14 protein-coding genes are annotated in these 16,683 nt (G+C 71.0%); 10 read left to right on the top strand and 4 right to left on the bottom strand.

Features of this window, described 5'->3' with window-relative positions; translation table 11 throughout:
* Position 1: 1 nt before the first annotated feature.
* The 8 genes from OHA98_RS14075 to OHA98_RS14110 are packed head-to-tail and all read left to right on the top strand — an operon-like array spanning position 2 to position 7,330.
* Positions 2–1,159: an MCE family protein gene (locus OHA98_RS14075; protein ID WP_266925744.1), complete on the top strand. Its 1,158-nt coding sequence runs from the start codon at positions 2–4 to the stop codon at positions 1,157–1,159.
* Positions 1,156–2,319 carry an MCE family protein gene (locus OHA98_RS14080; RefSeq protein ID WP_266925746.1) on the top strand — a complete coding sequence of 388 codons (1,164 nt, stop codon included), beginning with the start codon at positions 1,156–1,158 and terminating at the stop codon, positions 2,317–2,319. Before OHA98_RS14075 ends, OHA98_RS14080 begins: the two co-directional genes overlap by 4 nt.
* Complete coding sequence (locus tag OHA98_RS14085) at positions 2,316–3,572, top strand: MCE family protein (protein WP_266925748.1); 1,257 nt, start codon at positions 2,316–2,318, stop codon at positions 3,570–3,572. The genes OHA98_RS14080 and OHA98_RS14085 overlap by 4 nt, the downstream gene beginning before the upstream one ends.
* Positions 3,569–4,081, top strand: a complete 513-nt coding sequence (locus OHA98_RS14090) for a hypothetical protein (RefSeq protein WP_266925750.1) — start codon at positions 3,569–3,571, stop codon at positions 4,079–4,081. The genes OHA98_RS14085 and OHA98_RS14090 overlap by 4 nt, the downstream gene beginning before the upstream one ends.
* A 23-nt stretch (positions 4,082–4,104) precedes the next feature.
* Positions 4,105–4,755: a hypothetical protein gene (locus OHA98_RS14095; RefSeq protein ID WP_266925752.1), complete on the top strand. Its 651-nt coding sequence runs from the start codon at positions 4,105–4,107 to the stop codon at positions 4,753–4,755.
* A 59-nt stretch (positions 4,756–4,814) separates the two neighbouring features.
* The gene (locus OHA98_RS14100) at positions 4,815–5,345 is read left to right on the top strand and encodes a hypothetical protein (protein WP_266925754.1); all 531 of its coding nucleotides are present in this window, start codon (positions 4,815–4,817) and stop codon (positions 5,343–5,345) included.
* A 39-nt stretch (positions 5,346–5,384) separates the two neighbouring features.
* On the top strand, positions 5,385–6,101 hold the full coding sequence (locus OHA98_RS14105) for a hypothetical protein (protein WP_266925756.1): 717 nt from the start codon (positions 5,385–5,387) through the stop codon (positions 6,099–6,101).
* Between the two features lie 20 nt (positions 6,102–6,121).
* A complete protein-coding gene (locus tag OHA98_RS14110; RefSeq protein WP_266925758.1) occupies positions 6,122–7,330 on the top strand; it encodes a lytic murein transglycosylase in 1,209 nt (402 codons plus the stop codon).
* On the opposite strand, the gene OHA98_RS14115 is transcribed toward OHA98_RS14110, so the two are convergent.
* The gene (locus OHA98_RS14115) at positions 7,319–8,380 is read right to left on the bottom strand and encodes an ATP-dependent DNA ligase (protein WP_266925760.1); all 1,062 of its coding nucleotides are present in this window, start codon (positions 8,378–8,380) and stop codon (positions 7,319–7,321) included. The genes OHA98_RS14110 and OHA98_RS14115 overlap by 12 nt on opposite strands.
* A 76-nt stretch (positions 8,381–8,456) precedes the next feature.
* Between OHA98_RS14115 and ligD the strand changes: the two genes are divergently transcribed.
* On the top strand, positions 8,457–9,518 hold the full coding sequence (gene ligD, locus OHA98_RS14120) for a non-homologous end-joining DNA ligase (protein ID WP_266925762.1): 1,062 nt from the start codon (positions 8,457–8,459) through the stop codon (positions 9,516–9,518).
* Between the two features lie 54 nt (positions 9,519–9,572).
* Here the strand turns inward: ligD and OHA98_RS14125 are convergent, their stop codons facing one another.
* Both OHA98_RS14125 and OHA98_RS14130 read right to left on the bottom strand, forming a co-directional pair.
* Positions 9,573–11,813 (bottom strand): family 16 glycoside hydrolase, encoded by a 2,241-nt coding sequence (locus OHA98_RS14125; protein WP_266925764.1) that lies wholly within the window; start codon positions 11,811–11,813, stop codon positions 9,573–9,575.
* On the bottom strand, positions 11,810–14,302 hold the full coding sequence (locus tag OHA98_RS14130) for a ThuA domain-containing protein (RefSeq protein ID WP_266925766.1): 2,493 nt from the start codon (positions 14,300–14,302) through the stop codon (positions 11,810–11,812). The genes OHA98_RS14125 and OHA98_RS14130 overlap by 4 nt, the downstream gene beginning before the upstream one ends.
* A gap of 230 nt (positions 14,303–14,532) precedes the next feature.
* Between OHA98_RS14130 and OHA98_RS14135 the strand changes: the two genes are divergently transcribed.
* Positions 14,533–15,633: a multicopper oxidase domain-containing protein gene (locus OHA98_RS14135; protein ID WP_266925767.1), complete on the top strand. Its 1,101-nt coding sequence runs from the start codon at positions 14,533–14,535 to the stop codon at positions 15,631–15,633.
* A gap of 13 nt (positions 15,634–15,646) precedes the next feature.
* On the opposite strand, the gene OHA98_RS14140 is transcribed toward OHA98_RS14135, so the two are convergent.
* Complete coding sequence (locus OHA98_RS14140) at positions 15,647–16,429, bottom strand: IclR family transcriptional regulator (RefSeq protein ID WP_266925769.1); 783 nt, start codon at positions 16,427–16,429, stop codon at positions 15,647–15,649.
* Between the last annotated feature and the right edge of the window lie 254 nt (positions 16,430–16,683).

The following is a 16,683-nucleotide window of genomic DNA, read 5'->3' on the forward strand; positions in this document are numbered from 1 at the left end:
CATGAGACTCACGCGCATCGTCGGCATCGGCGCCGGACTCGCGGTCGTCGCGGTCGCGGCCACCACCGGGGTGATGGCCCTGGACGAGGAGGGGAAGACCACCGTCACCGCCTACTTCGACCAGGCCACCGGCGTCTACGCCGGATCGGACCTGCGGATCCTCGGCGTACGGGTCGGCACGGTCGAATCCGTGAAGCCCCGGGGCGAGGAGGTCAAGGTCGTGCTGCGGCTCGACCGGGGCATCGCGGTCCCGAAGGGCGCGCACGCGGTCGTCGTCGCCCCCAGCCTTGTCGCCGACCGCTACATCCAGCTCGCGCCCGCCTACGACGGAGGGCCCCGGCTCGCCGACAACGCCGTACTGCCCGCCGCGGGCAACGCCACGCCCGTCGAGGTCGACCAGCTCTACGAGTCGATCACCGAGCTCTCCACGGCGCTGGGCCCCGACGGGGCGAACGCCGACGGAGCCCTGGCCGGTCTCCTGGACACCGGAGCGAAGAACCTCGACGGCAACGGCAAGGCCATCGGTGACTCCATCGAACAGTTCGGCAAGGCCACCAAGACCCTGGACAGGAGCAGCGGCGACCTCTTCGACACGCTCTCCTACCTCCAGACCTTCACCACCATGCTCAAGGACAACGACAGCAACGTCCGCACCGCCGAACAGCAGCTCAACTCGGTCACCGGCTTCCTCGCCGACGACAAGAAGAACCTCAGTGCGGCACTGAAGGAACTCGGCACCGCGCTCGGCCAGGTCAAGAGCTTCATCGAGAAGCACCGCGGATCCCTCAAGGAGAACGTGGACGCCCTGGTGCCGCTCACCCAGACCCTGGTCGACCAGCGTGCCTCGCTCGCCGAGGCCATGGACACCCTGCCCCTCGCCGCGGGCAACGTCCTGAACGCCTACGACCCGGCGAACCGGACGCTCAACGGGCGCACGAACCTCAACGAGCTGTCCATGGGAGGGCCGCTCGTCGAACCCGAGAGCCGCCCGGGGACCCCCTCCCTGACCGGGCTGGCCCCGGTGGACGCCACCCGCCGAAAGGCCCTCCCCGCCCTGCCGCTGCCGGAGATCGGCACCGTCTACGGCACGCCGGGGAAGAAACCCGCCAAGGACGAGGCACCGGACACCGCGCCGGACAGCAAGGGGGCCAACCGATGAGCCGTGCCCTGCGCGCACCCGGCCCCCGGACGGTCGGTGCGGCCGCCGCACTGGTCGCCGCCGCAGTCGGTGTCGCCCTCGTGGTGACCAGCGTCGACGCGCCGGTGTTCACCGGTATCGAACAGGTGCCGCTGCCCGGCGGCGCCGACCTCGGTGACCACCCCTACGAGATCACCGCGGAGTTCGGGGACGTGCTCAGCCTGGCCCCGCAGTCCTCGGTCAAGGTCAACGACGTCTCGGTCGGCCGCGTCACCAGGATCTCCCTCAGCCCCGACGGCTGGACCGCGAAGGTCACCATGCGCGTCAACGGGAAGATCGAACTCCCCGAGAACTCCTACGCGCACCTGGAACAGTCCAGCCTCCTCGGCGAGAAGTTCATCCAGCTCTCACCTCCGCCGGGCGGGAAGGGCCGGGGCTCCCTCGCCGACGGCGACCGCATCCCGCTCGTCCGCACCAACCGCAACCCGGAGGTCGAGGAGGTGTTCGGCGCCCTGTCCATGCTCCTCAACGGCGGCGGCGTCAACCAGCTGAAGACCATCACGACCGAGCTGAACAAGGCGCTCGCCGGACAGGAACCACAGGTCCGCTCGATGCTGAACCGGGTCGACACCCTCGTCACCAACCTGGACGGCCACAAGGAGGACATCACCCAGGCCCTCGACGGCGTCAACCGGCTGGCCACCACCCTCGCCACCCGCAAACAGGACGTCGGCACCGTTCTCACCGACCTCAGCCCCGGTATGAAGGTCCTGGAGAGACAGCGCGGCTCGCTCCTGACGATGCTGCGCTCCCTCGACACGCTCTCCACCGTGGCCGTCGACACGATCAACAAGAGCAAGGCCGACATGATCGCCGACCTCAAGGCCCTCGCCCCGACGCTGAAGGCCCTCGCCGACTCCGGCAACGATCTGCCCGACTCCCTCCAGGTGCTGCTCACCTACCCGTTCACCGACGAGGTGCTGCGCGGTGTGAAGGGCGACTACCTCAACGTCTATCTCGATGTGACGGCACTGCCCGGCACCCAGATCATCCCGGCACTCACCCCCGGCGACCCGGTGCCCCCGCAGCCCACCGCGGGCGGGGGCGGGACACCGGTCACGGAATCCCTCCCGCTCCCGCTGCCGTCAGTCCCCGAGACCTCGCAGGGGAGCACCCGATGATCACCCTCGCCATCCGGCTCAAGAACATCGCCTTCCTCATCATCGCGGTCCTCGTGCTCGGCTATCTGGGGGTGCGCTACGCCGACCTCGGTCACTACGTCGGACTGCGCAGCTACTACACCGTCACGGTTCAACTCCCGCAGACCGGCGGCCTGTACACCCACTCCAACGTCACCTACCGGGGTGTCTCCGTCGGCCGGGTCGGACCCATCGAGCTGACCGACGACGGTGTCGAGGCCGAACTGCGCATCGAGAACGACGCACCGCGCATTCCCGACAGCCTCAAGGCCGTCGTGGCGAACCTCTCCGCGGTCGGCGAGCAGTACGTCGACCTGCGCCCGACCCGCAGGGAAGGCCCCTTCCTGGGCAACGGTTCGGTGATCGACCAGGCCGACACCACCATCCCCGCGCCGCCCACCGACGTCCTCACCGGCGTCAACGACCTCGCGGCCTCCGTCGACCTGGAGAACCTGCGTACGGTTGTCGACGAGTTCGGCACCGCGTTCAGCGGCCGCGGCGACGACCTCCAGGTGCTGCTGGACACCAGCGGCGAGTTCATCGAGGCGGCGGACAGGTCGCTGCCCGTCACCACCAGGCTGATGGCCGACGGCGAGACCGTGCTGCGCACCCAGGCGGAACAGGGCGAGGCACTGAAGGGCTTCGCCTCCGGCGCCGAGGAACTGGCCGCCGAACTCAAGGGGTCCGACGCCGACCTGCGCCGGCTCATCGCGGCCGCTCCGGACGCGGCGGGACAGATCAGCGGACTGCTGCGCGACCTCGACCCGGGCTTCGGCATGGTCGTCGCCAACCTCCTCACCACCTCCGAGGTCGCCGTCACCCGCCAGCGCGGCCTGGAGGAACTCCTGGTGAAGCTGCCCGCCGTCGCCGCGGCGGGCGCGACAGCGGTGGACAAGGACGGCGCCCGGTTCGGGATGTCCGTCACCTTCTTCGAACCACTGCCCTGCACCGCCGGATACGGCGCGACGGTCTACCGCAACGGACTCGACACCTCGGCAGCGCCGCCGGTCAACACCAAGGCCCGCTGCACCTCGTCGCCCGGCACGGGCATCAACGTACGGGGCAGCGCGAACGCCCCCAAGGGCGGCCCCGTGCCGGAGCCGGCCACCGCGGGCCAGGTGTTCCGGGGCACGGACGCGGCCCACCGGCTGCCCGGAGCGCCGGGCGTCACGGCACGGAGCACGCCCCAGGCCGACGGCATGGCCGGACTGCTGGGACTGGGAGGGGACGAATGAAACGCGGCGCCACCGGCTGGGCCGTCCTGCTCGTCGCCGCACTCGTCTGCGGACTCGGCGGCTGGTCGTACGCGCGGGCGCGCGGCGACGACACCCTCGCGTACGCCAAGAGCCGCGACAGCGCGCTCTCCGAAGGGCGCCGGCACCTCGCCACGCTGAACAGCCTGGACGGCACGAGCGCCGGGAGCGTGAACACCGGGCTGCGCGCCTGGCTGGACTCCTCGGCCGGTCCGCTGCACGAGGAGCTGAAACGGACCCGGAAGACGGACGCGAGCGAGCTGACCGCGTCCGGGACCACGGCACGCGCCGAGGTCACCGACGCCGCGCTCACCGCACTCGACGACCGGACCGGCACGGCGCGGCTGATCGCGACCGTCGACATCGAGGTCACCCCGCGCACCGGCAGGGCGGGAACCCAGCGCAAACGTTTCGAGGCCACCCTCGACAGAACGGCGGACGGCTGGAAGGTCGGGGTACTCACGCCGATCGGGGTCGGGGGCGTCGGATGAGGCAGCGGGGAGGGACGGCGACGGTGAACAGCACGGGCACCAGGGACGGGCAGCGCGACGGCATCGAGGACAGTGCCGGGCAGGACGCCGAGGACGGCGGCGCGGAGCGGGACGGGGCGGCGGCTCAGGAGCCGAAGCAACCGCCGGGGGCCGGTGACCCGGCGCCCCGGGGCGGCCGCGGATGGCCCCGGGTCCTCGGCGCGGTCCTGGTGTGCGCGCTGCTCGCGGCTGGCGTCCTGCTCTTCGCCGGGGGACAGCGGCTGCGGGACACCCCCGCCACGTCCAACCGCGCCCTGACCGACTCCGCCGCCACCAGCCGGGTGGTGGGCGATGTCAGCAACGCGCTCGGCAAGGTCTTCTCGTACAGCCCGCGGGCCACCGCCGTCACCAAGGAGTCGGCGAAGGAGGTCCTGGCGGGAAAGGCGCTCCAGCAGTACGCGGCGCTGTTCGGCCAGGTCGAGAAGCAGGCCACCGACCAGAGACTCACACTCACCACGCATGTCGTACGCGCCGGAGTGACCCGGCTGACCGACAGCAGCGCCCATCTGCTCGTCCTCCTGGACCAGGTCTACGAGCGCGAGGGAAAGGCCGCCACCACGGCGGCCGCACAGCTCTCGGTGACCGCCGAACTCCGGGACGGACGCTGGCGAATCGTCGGGATCACCTCCAGATAGCGCACGCAGGCAACGCACACAGGATCGGATCGGCACAGCCGGCAGGGGAGAGGCACGCAATGGCACGGGTACGGACGACGGGGAATGTGCTGGTGACGGTGGCGATCGCGCTCACGGCCGTGGCGGCCGTCGCGGCGGGCTGGGGCGGCTGGTCCCGGTACGACGCCTCCCACGACGACTCGGCGGCGTACGCGCAGGCCCGCGACGACGCCCTGGCCGCGGGCGAACAGGCGGTACAGAACATGAACACCCTCGACCACCGGAAGCTGGAACAGGGGCTGGACAGCTGGGAGAGCTCCACCACCGGCGATCTGCACAAGCAACTCATCGACGGACGGGACGAGTTCGTGAAGCAGATCGAGGCGGCGAAGACGGTCAGCACCGCCAAGGTCCTCTCCGGCGCGGTCACCGAGCTCGACGACCGGGCCGGCCGGGCCGGAGTCATGGTGGCGGTCCGGGTCACCGTGACCGCGCCGAAGGGCGAGCCCGCGGTGAAGGAGAGCCGGATGCTCGGACAGCTCACCCGGACCTCGCAGGGATGGAAGCTCAGCGCCCTCGGCCAGGCGCCCGTCGGCAACACCGCCGGCTGACGACCCCCGCCCCCGACCGCCCCCGAGAGGATCCCGGACATGTCGACGACCCGTCACCTCGTCAACCGTCAGCGCCGGCTGGCCACCGCCGCCGCGGAACGCACCACCACACCCACCACCGCCACCGCGTCCGTCACTCCCACGCCGCCGGAACCGGACGGGACGGCCGGACCGCCGCCGGAGGAGACCGGGGCGGAGCCCGCGGCCGAGCCGGAGAGCCGGCCGAAGCGCCGGCCACCGCGCCTGCGGATCCGGCTGCCCGCCATCCTGTGCGCGGCGACCGTGCTCCTCGGCGCCTTCGCCGCCTGGGCGTTCACCTCCGCCGGGAGCCTGCGCGGGGAGCCGTCCCGGCAGAACACCGCGCTCACCGACATCGGCCGCACCAGCGAGGTGAAGGGCCAGATCACCGAGGCGGTCGGCGCCGTCTTCTCGTACGACTACGCCTCGCCCGCCAAGGCCGACCGCGCCGCGCGGACCTACCTCGTCGGCAAGGCGGTGGGACAGCACGAGAACATGCTCGCCGAGGTACGGGCGCAGGCGCCGAAGCAGAAGCTCGTCCTCACCACGACGGTCACCGAGAGCGGGGTGGAGGTCCTCGACGGCGACCGGGCCCGGCTGCTGATCTTCGCCGACCAGAGCAACACCCGTACCGGCAAGGCCGAGGAGACCACGTACGCGGCGGCCATGTTCGCCGTGGACGCCGTCCGGCGGGGCGACACCTGGCGGATCGCCGCCATCGACACCTTCACGCAGTGACCCGGGGGAGGGGAGCACACATGAGGTTCAACGGCACCGTACGCCGCGGACTCACCACGACGGCCACGGCCGTCGCCGCGATGGCCGCGCTCACCGCGTCCCAGGCGCCGGGATTCGCCGGCCCGGCGCAGCCCGAGAAGACCGCCGCCGCGGACGACGTGGTGTGGACCCAGGTGCCCAACGACGACTCCTACCACACCGAACTGCCGCCGCTGAAGACCCCGAAGCCGCCGGAGCCGGGGACGCGACGGAGTCCGGCGGTCACCACCTCATGGGCCGAGGCCGGTATCCCGGCCACCGTGCTGGCGGCCTACCGCAAGGCCGAGAGCGCCCTCGGCCGGAGCGACGCGGGCTGCGGACTGCCGTGGCAGCTGCTCGCGGCGATCGGCAAGGTCGAGTCGGGCCAGGCCCGCGGCGGCCGCGTCGACGCCCGCGGCACCACGCTCACCCCGATCCTGGGCCCCGTGCTCGACGGGGCGGGCTTCGCCATGATCCGGGACACCGACAACGGGGCGTACGACGGCGACAGCACCTACGACCGGGCGGTCGGCCCGATGCAGTTCATCCCCTCCACCTGGGCGCACTGGGGCAAGGACGGCAACGGCGACGGCCGGGAGGATCCGAACAACATCTTCGACGCGGCCCTCGCGGCCGGGCACTACCTCTGCGCCGGGACCCGCGATCTGTCCGTGCCGGGCGATCTGGACCGGGCGATCCTCAGCTACAACCACTCGGACACCTATCTGCGCACCGTGCTGTCGTGGCTGGAGTTCTACCGCAAGGGCACGCACCCGGTGGCCGACGGCAGGGGCGTGATCCCGAAGAGCCCCGGGGCGGGCGGACCGGCCGGGCCCAAGGCCCCCGTCGGCGGTCCCGGCAGTCCGGGCAAGGGCGGCGGCATCGTCATCGGACCGCAGCCCACCCGCACCCCCGGCCCCTCCGCCTCGCCCCGCCCCACGGACACCGGTTCACCGGGCCCGAGCCCCTCTCCGACCGGTACGGGTCCCACGGACCCCGGGCCCAGCCCCGACCCGAGCGGGACGGGCCCCACGGACCCCGGGCCCAGCCCCGATCCGACCGGCACGCCCACCGGCCCCGGACCCACCGACCCCGGCTGCCCCACGGACTCCCCGTCACCCGACCCGTCCGACCCCACGCCGGCGCCGGACCCCAGCGACACCGAGGACCCCTGCGCCACGCCGACGGGCGTGCCGGAGTCAGCCGCCTGACAGCACCTCGGCCAGGTCGTAGCGCACCACTTCCTCCAGCTGCCCGTATGTGCAGCCGGAGGGGGTGCGGTCCGGACGCCAGCGCCGGAACTGCGTGGTGTGCCGGAACCGGTCGCCCTCCATGTGGTCGTACGCCACCTCGCAGACCCGCTCCGGGCGCAGCGGCACCCAGGACTGGTCCTTCTTGCCCGACCAGCGGTTCTGCGTCCCGGGCAGCCGCGCGCCCTCGTGTGCCGCCGCGTCCGCCCAGGCGGCCCACGGATGGTCGGCGAAGGCGGTGCGCAGCGGTTCCAGTTCCCCGGCCAGCTCCGCGCGCCGTTTCATCGGGAACGCCGCGCAGACCCCGACGTGCTGGAGGAAGCCCTCGGAGTCGTACAGGCCGAGCAGCAGCGAGCCGACGACCGGACCGCTCTTGTGCGTCCGGTACCCAGCGACCACGCAGTCCGCCGTCCGCTCGTGCTTGATCTTGAACATCACCCGGGTGTCCGGCCGGTAGGGCAGATCGAGCGGTTTGGCCACGACACCGTCGAGCCCGGCGCCCTCGTACCGCTCGAACCACTGCCGGGCGACGTCGGGATCGGTGGTCGCCGGGGCGAGGTGCACGGGCGGCGCGGCATCGGCGAGCGCCGCCTCCAGCACGGACCGGCGGTCCGCCTGGGAGGTGCTGAGCAGCGAATCGTCGTTCACCGCGAGGATGTCGAAGGCGATCAGGCTGGCCGGGGTCTGCTCGGCCAGCATCCGTACCCGTGAATCCGCCGGATGGATGCGCTCGCTCAGCCGGTCGAAGTCCAGGCGCCCCTCATGGGCGACGACGATCTCCCCGTCGATCACACAACGGGGCGGCAGGCTGTCGCGGAACGCCGTGACCAGCTCGGGGAAGTAGCGGGTGAGCGGTTTGCCGGTGCGGCTGCCGATCACCACCTCGTCGCCGTCCCGGTGCACGATCGCGCGGTAGCCGTCCCACTTCGCCTCGTACTGCATGCCCGGCGGGATCGTGGAAACGGACTTGGCGAGCATCGGCTTCACGGGTGGCATCACCGGCAGGTCCATGGCCCGATTGTTGCCCACGCACCGCCCCCCGTCTCCCGATATGCGGCATATGTGCGACCGGCCTACGGTGGCCGTCATGGGAGCAGCGGTGGAACTGGACGCAGACGGACGAGCCGTACGGCTGTCCAACCCGGACAAGGTGTACTTCCCCGAGAAGGGCTACACCAAGAGGGACGTGGCCGAGTACTTCCTCGCCGTGGGGTCCGGCATCACCCGCGCCCTGCGCGACCGGCCGACCACGCTCCAGCGCTTCGTGGACGGTGTCGAAGGGGACTTCTTCTACCAGAAGCGCGCGCCGAAGAACCTCCCCGACTGGATTCCGACGGCCAGGATCGCCTTCCCCAGCGGGCGCCCCGCCGACGAGATCAGCCCGACCGGACTCGCCGCCGTGATCTGGGCGGCCAACCTCGGCACCCTCACCTTCCACCCCTGGCCGGTACGGAGCGCCGACACCGACCATCCCGACGAACTGCGCATCGACCTCGACCCGCAGCCCGGCACCGACTACGCCGACGCCGTCACCGCCGCCCATGAACTGCGCTCCGTCCTCGACGACCACGGGCTGCGCGGCTGGCCCAAGACCTCCGGCGGCCGCGGCATCCATGTGTTCGTGCCCATCGCGCCCGAGTGGAGCTTCACCGAGGTGCGGCGCGCGACCATCGCCGCCGGACGCGAACTGGAACGGCGTATGCCGGAGCGGGTGACGACCGCCTGGTGGAAGGAGGAGCGCGGCGAGCGGATCTTCGTCGACTTCAACCAGACGGCCCGCGACCGCACCATCGCCTCCGCCTACTCCGTACGGCCCTTCCCGCACGCCCCGGTCTCCGCCCCGTTGCGCTGGGAGGAGATCGACGAGGCCGAGCCCCGGGACTTCGACATCAGGACACTGCCGGTGCGCTACGCCGAACTCGGCGACGTCCACGCCGACATGGACGAGCACGCGTTCCGGCTGGACGCGCTGCTGGAGCTCGCGGAGCGCGACGAGAAGGAGCGCGGGCTGGGTGACATGCCCTACCCGCCGGAGTATCCGAAGATGCCCGGCGAACCGAAGCGCGTGCAGCCCAGCCGTGCCCGGCACGAGGACGGCGAGGGCGGTGCTCACGGGGACGGCGGCGACGGCGACGGCGACGGGGTATGAGCGGAACGGGCCGCGACCACACGCCGGAGCATGCGGCCGCGACCGGCTGAGGCTCTACAGCTCCTTGACCCGGATGTCGCGGTAGGAGATGACGTCCGAGGTGCCATGGACCTGGAGCCCGATGTAGCCGGCGGCGAACCGCCGTCCGTCCGTGCCCGGGTCGTCGCCCCGCGGCGGCTCGAAGAGCTGTCCGCCGTTGTTGTCGAACTCGTTCAGCAGGACACCGTTGCGGAGGATGGAGTAGTGCTGGCCGACCACACGGATCTCGTAGTCGTTCCAGGTGCCCTTGGGCGTGACGCCGGCGCCGCCGAGACCCACCCGGTCGAAGCCGTAGACCGAGCCCGTCTTGTACATGTCGCCGTCCGGCCGGTCGTTGATCTGGATCTCATGGCCGTACTTGATGGCCACCCACTCCGGCCGTGACTCCTCCGGGTTGTCGTGGACGTTCGGGAAGCGGACGAACACCCCGCCGTTGGCGTTGCCCGCGGCGGGCGCGTCGTCGCGCCACTGGAGCTTCAGCGAGAAGTCCCCGTAGCTCCGGGCCGGGAACCACAGCATGCCCATGCCGTCCACCGTCGTGGAGCTGGTGATCGAGCCCTCCTCCTCGTCGAGCCCGAACTTCCCGCCGCCCACGTGCTGCCACTTGGCGAGGGACGCGGCGGTGCCGTCGAAGAGCTTGGTGTAGCCCTCGACCTGCCCCGGCTTGCCGATGCCGGACTCTTTGGCCGCCCGGTAGATCTTCCGGTGCTCGCGGGTGTCGATCACCCCGTCGGTCAGGAGCTTGTCGAGGACCTTGTCCACGTGCTTGAGGAACAGGGCGTGCGAGGACCAGTCCTTCTCGTCCTCGATCAGCTCGTTGACCGTGCAGCGGTTGCGGGTGATCCGGTTGGGGACGCCGGTGTCGACGGTGCCGACGATGACGGTGAGCCGCTCGTCGAACTCCGGGCAGTTCGGCGACGGGACCCCGCCGCTCTGCGCCACGGTGAACGACATCCGTTTCGCCCCGGAGGTGTTGCCCGCCTTGTCCGTGGCCCGGTGGGCGAACGTGTGGTACCCGACCCGGTCCACGATCACGGCGGCGGTGTAGGCGAGATACGGTCCGCCGTCCAGGGAGTACTCGACCTTGTCCACGCCCGAGTCGTCGTCGGTCGCGGTGACGGTGGCCCTGGCGCTGGTGATGAACGCGCCGTCCGAGTTCTTGTCGCCCTCCACCGTCACCGAGGTCTCCGGCGCGGTCGTGTCCTGGGAGGGCGGCTCGACGACCGTGAAGTCGACGGCCTTCTCCGCCGCCGCGTTGCCCGACTTGTCGGTCGCCCGGTAGCGGACCTTGTGCGTGCCCACCTCGTGCACCATCACGGGAGCGGTGTACGCCTGCCAGGCGCCGTCCGCGCCGAGGGCGTACTCGATGGTGTTGACGCCGGAACCGGTGTCGGACGCGGTCACGGTGACCGTGGCCATGCCCAGGTACGCGCCCTGGCCGTCCTTCTCGCCCGACACGGTCGCCGAGGTCTCCGGCGGTGTCGTGTCGTCGGTCGGCGGCGCGGCCACGGCGAAGTCCACGGCCTTCTCCGCCGCCGTGTTGCCCGCCTTGTCGGTGGCCCGGTAGCGGACTGTGTGCGTCCCGACCTCGTCGACCACGACGGGCGCGGTGTACGGCTGCCAGGCGCCGTCCGCCCCGAGGGCGTACTCGGTCCTGTCGACGCCGGAGCCTTCGTCGGCCGCCGCCACGGTGACTGTGGCCTGGCCGATGTACGCGCCGTCGGCGTTCTTGTCGCCGTCCACCTTCGCGGAGGTCTCCGGGGCGGTGGTGTCCTCACCGCCACCGCCGTCCGTCACCGTGAGGATGCCCTGCATCGACCCGTGGCCCGGAATGGTGCAGTGGTAGAAGTACCGGCCGGGGGTGAGGGTGACCTCGACGCTGTGCTTGCCGCCCGCGCTGTCGCTCGGGTTGGCCAGGATGTTCAGCTGGACGTCGTTGTTGAACTCCGGGTCCGAGACGCTGAACGTCAGCGTGTGCGGCATCCCGGTCGTGTTCCCGGTCGCCGTGCTGTTCTCGAAGACGATGGTCGCCCTGCCGGCCACCGCGGTCTTCGGGGCCGACAGATAGTGGTCGATGGGGTCGCCGGCGGTCCAGGTGAGAACCTGGTCGGCCGCCGCCGCCGGGGACCGGTCGTCGCCTCGGCCGTACGCCGCCGTCGAACTCAGTCCGAGGACCATCAGGAACGATCCCAGCAGGGCGAGCCACAGCCGGGCGGGCCGGTATCGCCGTCGTGCGAGGAGCGAGGGGTGTCTCACTGGGCTGCCGCCTTCCTGGCCAGGTCGGCGGCGGCCGGGGTCGGACCGCCGCCCTTGTACGTCACACGCCACAGCGCGGACTTGGAGTCGGAGGTGAAGAAACCGCGCCCGTAGTCCAGGACGTACAGCGAACCGTCCGGAGCGAACTTCCAGTCCATCAGGTTCCGGATACCCTCCGCCCCGACCGGGATGATCTTCTTCAGGGACTCGGCGTGCGTGGGCAGACCGCCCTTGCCGACCGTCTTCGGGTCGGTGAGCACGGCGTGCCGCGGCTGGTCGGCGTCGTAGAAGTCACCGACGAACCACTTGCCGTCCCAGTACGCGGGCCACTTGTCGGCGCTCGTGCTCGCCGCGTCGTACCGGTAGACCGGGCCGTTCATCGTGGCCTGGCCGCCGCCCTTGAGCCAGGGCAGGAGCAGCTTCTGCTCCTCGGCCCGATAGCTCGGGACGCCGTCGGCGTCGCGCGGGTAGTCCACGCCGCCGCCCTGGGGCGAGTACCAGATGGTGTTGGAGGTGACCGGCGGCAGATTGACCAGACCGTCGTTGTTCGGCGACTCGTTCTTCGGGGCGTCGCAGTCGTACCAGCCCAGCGGCTTGCTCGGGTCGGGCAGATTGCGGTCCCGGTAGGGCTGCTTGTTGCCCATGCAGTACGGCCAGCCGTGGTTGCCCGGCTCGGTGATCGCGGCGAACGTGTCGTACTTGGCGGGGCCCCAGGTGGTGCTCGGTTCCCCCGCGTCCGGTCCGACCCAGCCCGCGTACAGCGTGTCGGTCGACTTGTCGATGGAGATCCTGGCCGGGTTGCGCACGCCCATCACATAGATCTCGCCGCGCGTCCTGCCGCCGCCCTCGTCCGGCTCCTTGCCGGTGAAGAGATTGCCCGCGGGCAGGGTGTAGGTGCCGTCGTCCTCGGGGTGGATCCGCAGGATCTTCCCGTTGAGGTTGTTGGTGTTGCCCGCGGTGCGCCGGGCATCGGCGAAGGACACGCCCTTGTAGTTCGGCTGGGGGTTGTTGCCCGAGTAACCGCCGCTGAAGCCGGAGGAGTTGTTGTCTCCGGTCGCGATGTAGAGGTTGTCCTGGGAGTCCCAGGCCATGCCTCCGCCCGCGTGGCAGCAGCTGTGGATCTGGACCGGCCAGCTCAGCAGCACCTTCTCGGAGGCGAGGTCCAGCTTGTTCGTGGCCGGATCGAAGGTGAAGCGGGAGACCTGACGTACCGCCGTCTGCTTGTCGCGGTCGATCTTCGCGTGCGGCGTGTAGTGCAGATACACCCAGCCGTTGGACGCGAAGTCCGGGTCCAGCTCGATGCCGAGCAGCCCTTCCTCGACCTTGACCAGCTCGTCGCCGCCGCCCTTGTTCCCGAACACGGTCAGCGCACCGGCGAGCGTGACCTTCCCGGTCTTCGGGTCGTAGACGTGGATCTCGCCCAGACCCTTGCCGATGTCCGGGTCCTTCCAGTCGATGACGACCGGCCGGCTGCTGTCGGCGCCGCCGCGTCCGATGTAGAAGACCCGCCCGTCGGCGGCGGTGACCAGCCCGTGCGGCTCACCGATCTGGTCGTTCTGACCCGGCTGGTTGGGCTGGGTGAGGCGCTCCGCCCTGTAGTTGCTGTTGATCGTGGCGGTGCAGTCGGCCCGGGAGAGCCGGGACGTCCAGGCCAGCGCGCCCCGCAGATGGTCGCGGAAGTCCGTCTCGGCGAAGCTGTCGGCGGTGCCGCCCATCGCGGTGTAGAAGGACCGGCCGCCGTCGTAGTCGCGGCACCAGGAGACCGGGTGGTCCCAGCCGTTGGCGCTCGCGCCGGGCTTGTAGGTGAGCTCGCGGACCCTGGCCACGGTGTGCACATCGCCGGACGGGTTCTTCGTCCAGTTCAGCCACTTGTCGGGACGCTTCCACTCCAGCGGCAGATCCTTGGTCGCCGGATGGCTCCGGTCCCCGGTCTCCACCGTCGCCCGCTGCACGGCGGTGGGGCTGTTCGCGGCCGGCCGGGCCCCGACCAGACCGGTGAACCAGTCCGAGTACGGTTCGGTACGCGCCGCGTCATGGATGCCGAGGAACCCTCCGCCCGCCTCCATGTACGCCTCGAGACCGGCCTCCTGCTCCGGGTCGAGGACATCGCCGCCGCCGGTGAGGAAGACGACCGCGTTGAACGTGCCGAGCCGCTTGGCGTTGGTGAACACCCCGGCGTCGTCCGTGGCGACGGTCCGGAAACGTCCGGCCTCCGGACCGCTCAGCCCGATCTTCTCGATCGCCGCGATACCGGCGTCCACGGTCGGCGACTCGTCGCCCGCCGATGCGTGGAACACCAGCACCTTGACGTTGGCCCCGCCAGGTGGTGACGGAAGGGACAACGTTGTCGGAAGCCTGTCCGCCGGCTCCGGATTGGGACTGGCGCCGGCGGCGTTGCCGCCCAGCAGGGACGCGGTCAGTGCGCCGGTCGCCAGGACCGCCGCGAAACCGCGTCGCGATCTGGACCGGTGGTGCGGTGTGCGCTGCATGTGGTCACCCACCCTCTTGGTCACTGCAACTCTTCGGTCACTGCAACAGCGCATGAAGCTAGACCTCTTTTCGTGGCACGCCAATAGCTATGGCGGCATTCGCACTAACTTTGTCCTGGGTGTGGATAAACGATGATCCCCCGGCTACGGTATGGGCCGTCCCGGGGGTCTCCCGTGCCCCACAGGACTCTGGGCCTCAGCAATTTCCTTCACGCATTGGGGAGTTCGGCATGGATCGAAGGACCTTCAGCCGGCGGATGCTGGTGGGCGGCGCGGCGGCGGCGGCGACCGGGGTGACATCGTTGTCGCTGGGCGCCGTCGAGGCGTCCTCGGCCGAGAACCCGCCGAGGACGGCCCCGGCCGGGGGTGTGGTGCGCCGGCTGAAGATGTACGCCGAGAAGCTGGCGGACGGCTCCCTCGGCTACGGCTTCGAGAAGGGGAAGGCGACGGTCCCCGGGCCGCTCATCGAGATCAACGAGGGCGACACCCTGCACATCGAGTTCGAGAACACCACGGACATCGACGCCAGTCTCCATGTCCACGGGGTCGACTACGACATCGCGAGCGACGGCACCCGGATGAACAAGAGCCATGTCGAGCCGGGCGGAACCCGCACCTACACCTGGCGCACCCACGCCCCGGGCCGCCGCAAGGACGGCACCTGGCGGCCGGGCAGCGCCGGCTACTGGCACTACCACGACCATGTCGTGGGTACGGACCACGGCACGGGCGGCATCCGCAAGGGGCTGTACGGGCCGCTGGTCGTGCGGCGGCAGGGCGACATCCTGCCGGACAGGACGATCACGATCGTCTTCAACGACATGACGATCAACAACAAGGCCGCCCACGAGAGCCCGAACTTCGAGGCCACGGTGGGGGACCGGGTCGAGGTCGTGATGATCACGCACGGCGAGTACTACCACACCTTCCACATCCACGGTCATCGCTGGGCGGACAACCGGACCGGGCTGCTCACCGGTCCGGACGACCCCAGCCGGGTGGTGGACACGAAGATCTGCGGTCCCGCCGACTCCTTCGGGTTCCAGATCCTCGCGGGCGAACACGTGGGTGCGGGCGCCTGGATGTACCACTGCCATGTCCAGAGCCACTCCGACATGGGCATGGCCGGACTGCTGCTGGTCGCCAAGCCGGACGGCACGATCCCGGGGTACGAACCGCATCACATGTCGAGCACGAAGAACCCCGCCGGCAAGGCGGACGGGACCGGCAAGGCGGACGGGACCGGCAAGGCGGACGGGACCGGCAAGGCGGACGGGACCGGCAAGGCGGACGGGACCGGCAAGGCGGACGCGGAGCCGCACCGGCACTGAGCCGGGCGAGGCGTCACTCCCCGGCCGGCCGCCGCTCGGCCGGGGACAGCAGCAGCACCTCCAGGGCACGCGCACACGACCGCGCCTGGGCCAGCAGCCAGTCGGTCCGCTCCGGGGTGATCACCGCGGGCGTGGCCCGTACGGCCAGGGCGAAGCGCGCGTGCCCCGCACCGTCCAGCACCGGAACCGCCAGCGTCCGTACCCCGTACGCCGACTCGCCGTCGTTGAGCGCGTACTCAGCGGCCCGGACGCGAGCCAACTCGTCGCGCAGCGCGGCGGGTTCGACGATCGTCCGGTCGGTGAAGGCGGGCAGCGGCGGCAGCGAGCCGGGGCCGCCCTCGCCGGGCCGCGCCCACGCCAGCAGCACCTTGCCCAGCGCCGTGGAGTGCAGCGGTCTGCGCAGCCCCACCTTCGGAGCGACCGAACCGCCCGCCACGATCACCGCGTGCGGGCCGCTGCGCAGCGCGAGATCGGCCGTGGCGCCCGTGCGTTCGGCCAGATCGGCCAGTTCGGGGGCGGCCAGGTGCAGCCCGCGCTGGTGGTACGAGAGCCGGCCCAGCTCGGTCACCGAGGGGCCGAGCCGGTACCGGGACGTGCGGGGGTCCTGCTCCAGGAATCCCGCGCCCAGCAGGGTACGGGCCAGCCGGTGGGCGGTGGACACCGAGAGCTCCAGGCGGCGGGCCAGATCGGAGGCGCTGAGGTCGGGACCGTTGTCGTGGAAACAGTGCAGGACGTCCAGCGCGCGCCGGACCGCCTGGGCTCCGCCCGGAACACGTACTGCCGCGGCCTCGGTCATCCCGGGTTCACTCTCCGCTCGCTCCTCGGATGGTGCTTGCCACATTACGGGAGTTGAGTGGCGGGCCGACAGTGCAGCGAAACACTCTGTTCATATGTAATCCCACATCATGGGAAGCGAGTTGTCGGCGCGCTCGCATCCGTGGCAGGCTTCAGCCACCACCACCGACGAGCCGGAAGGAGCAGCGCCATGGCCGGCCGACGTAGAGCGATACCCACCCCCGCCCCCGCCGCTCCGGTGCCGCTCGCTCTCAC

The sequence above is a fragment of the Streptomyces sp. NBC_00654 genome (assembly GCF_026341775.1).
Classification (GTDB): Bacteria; Actinomycetota; Actinomycetes; order Streptomycetales; family Streptomycetaceae; genus Streptomyces.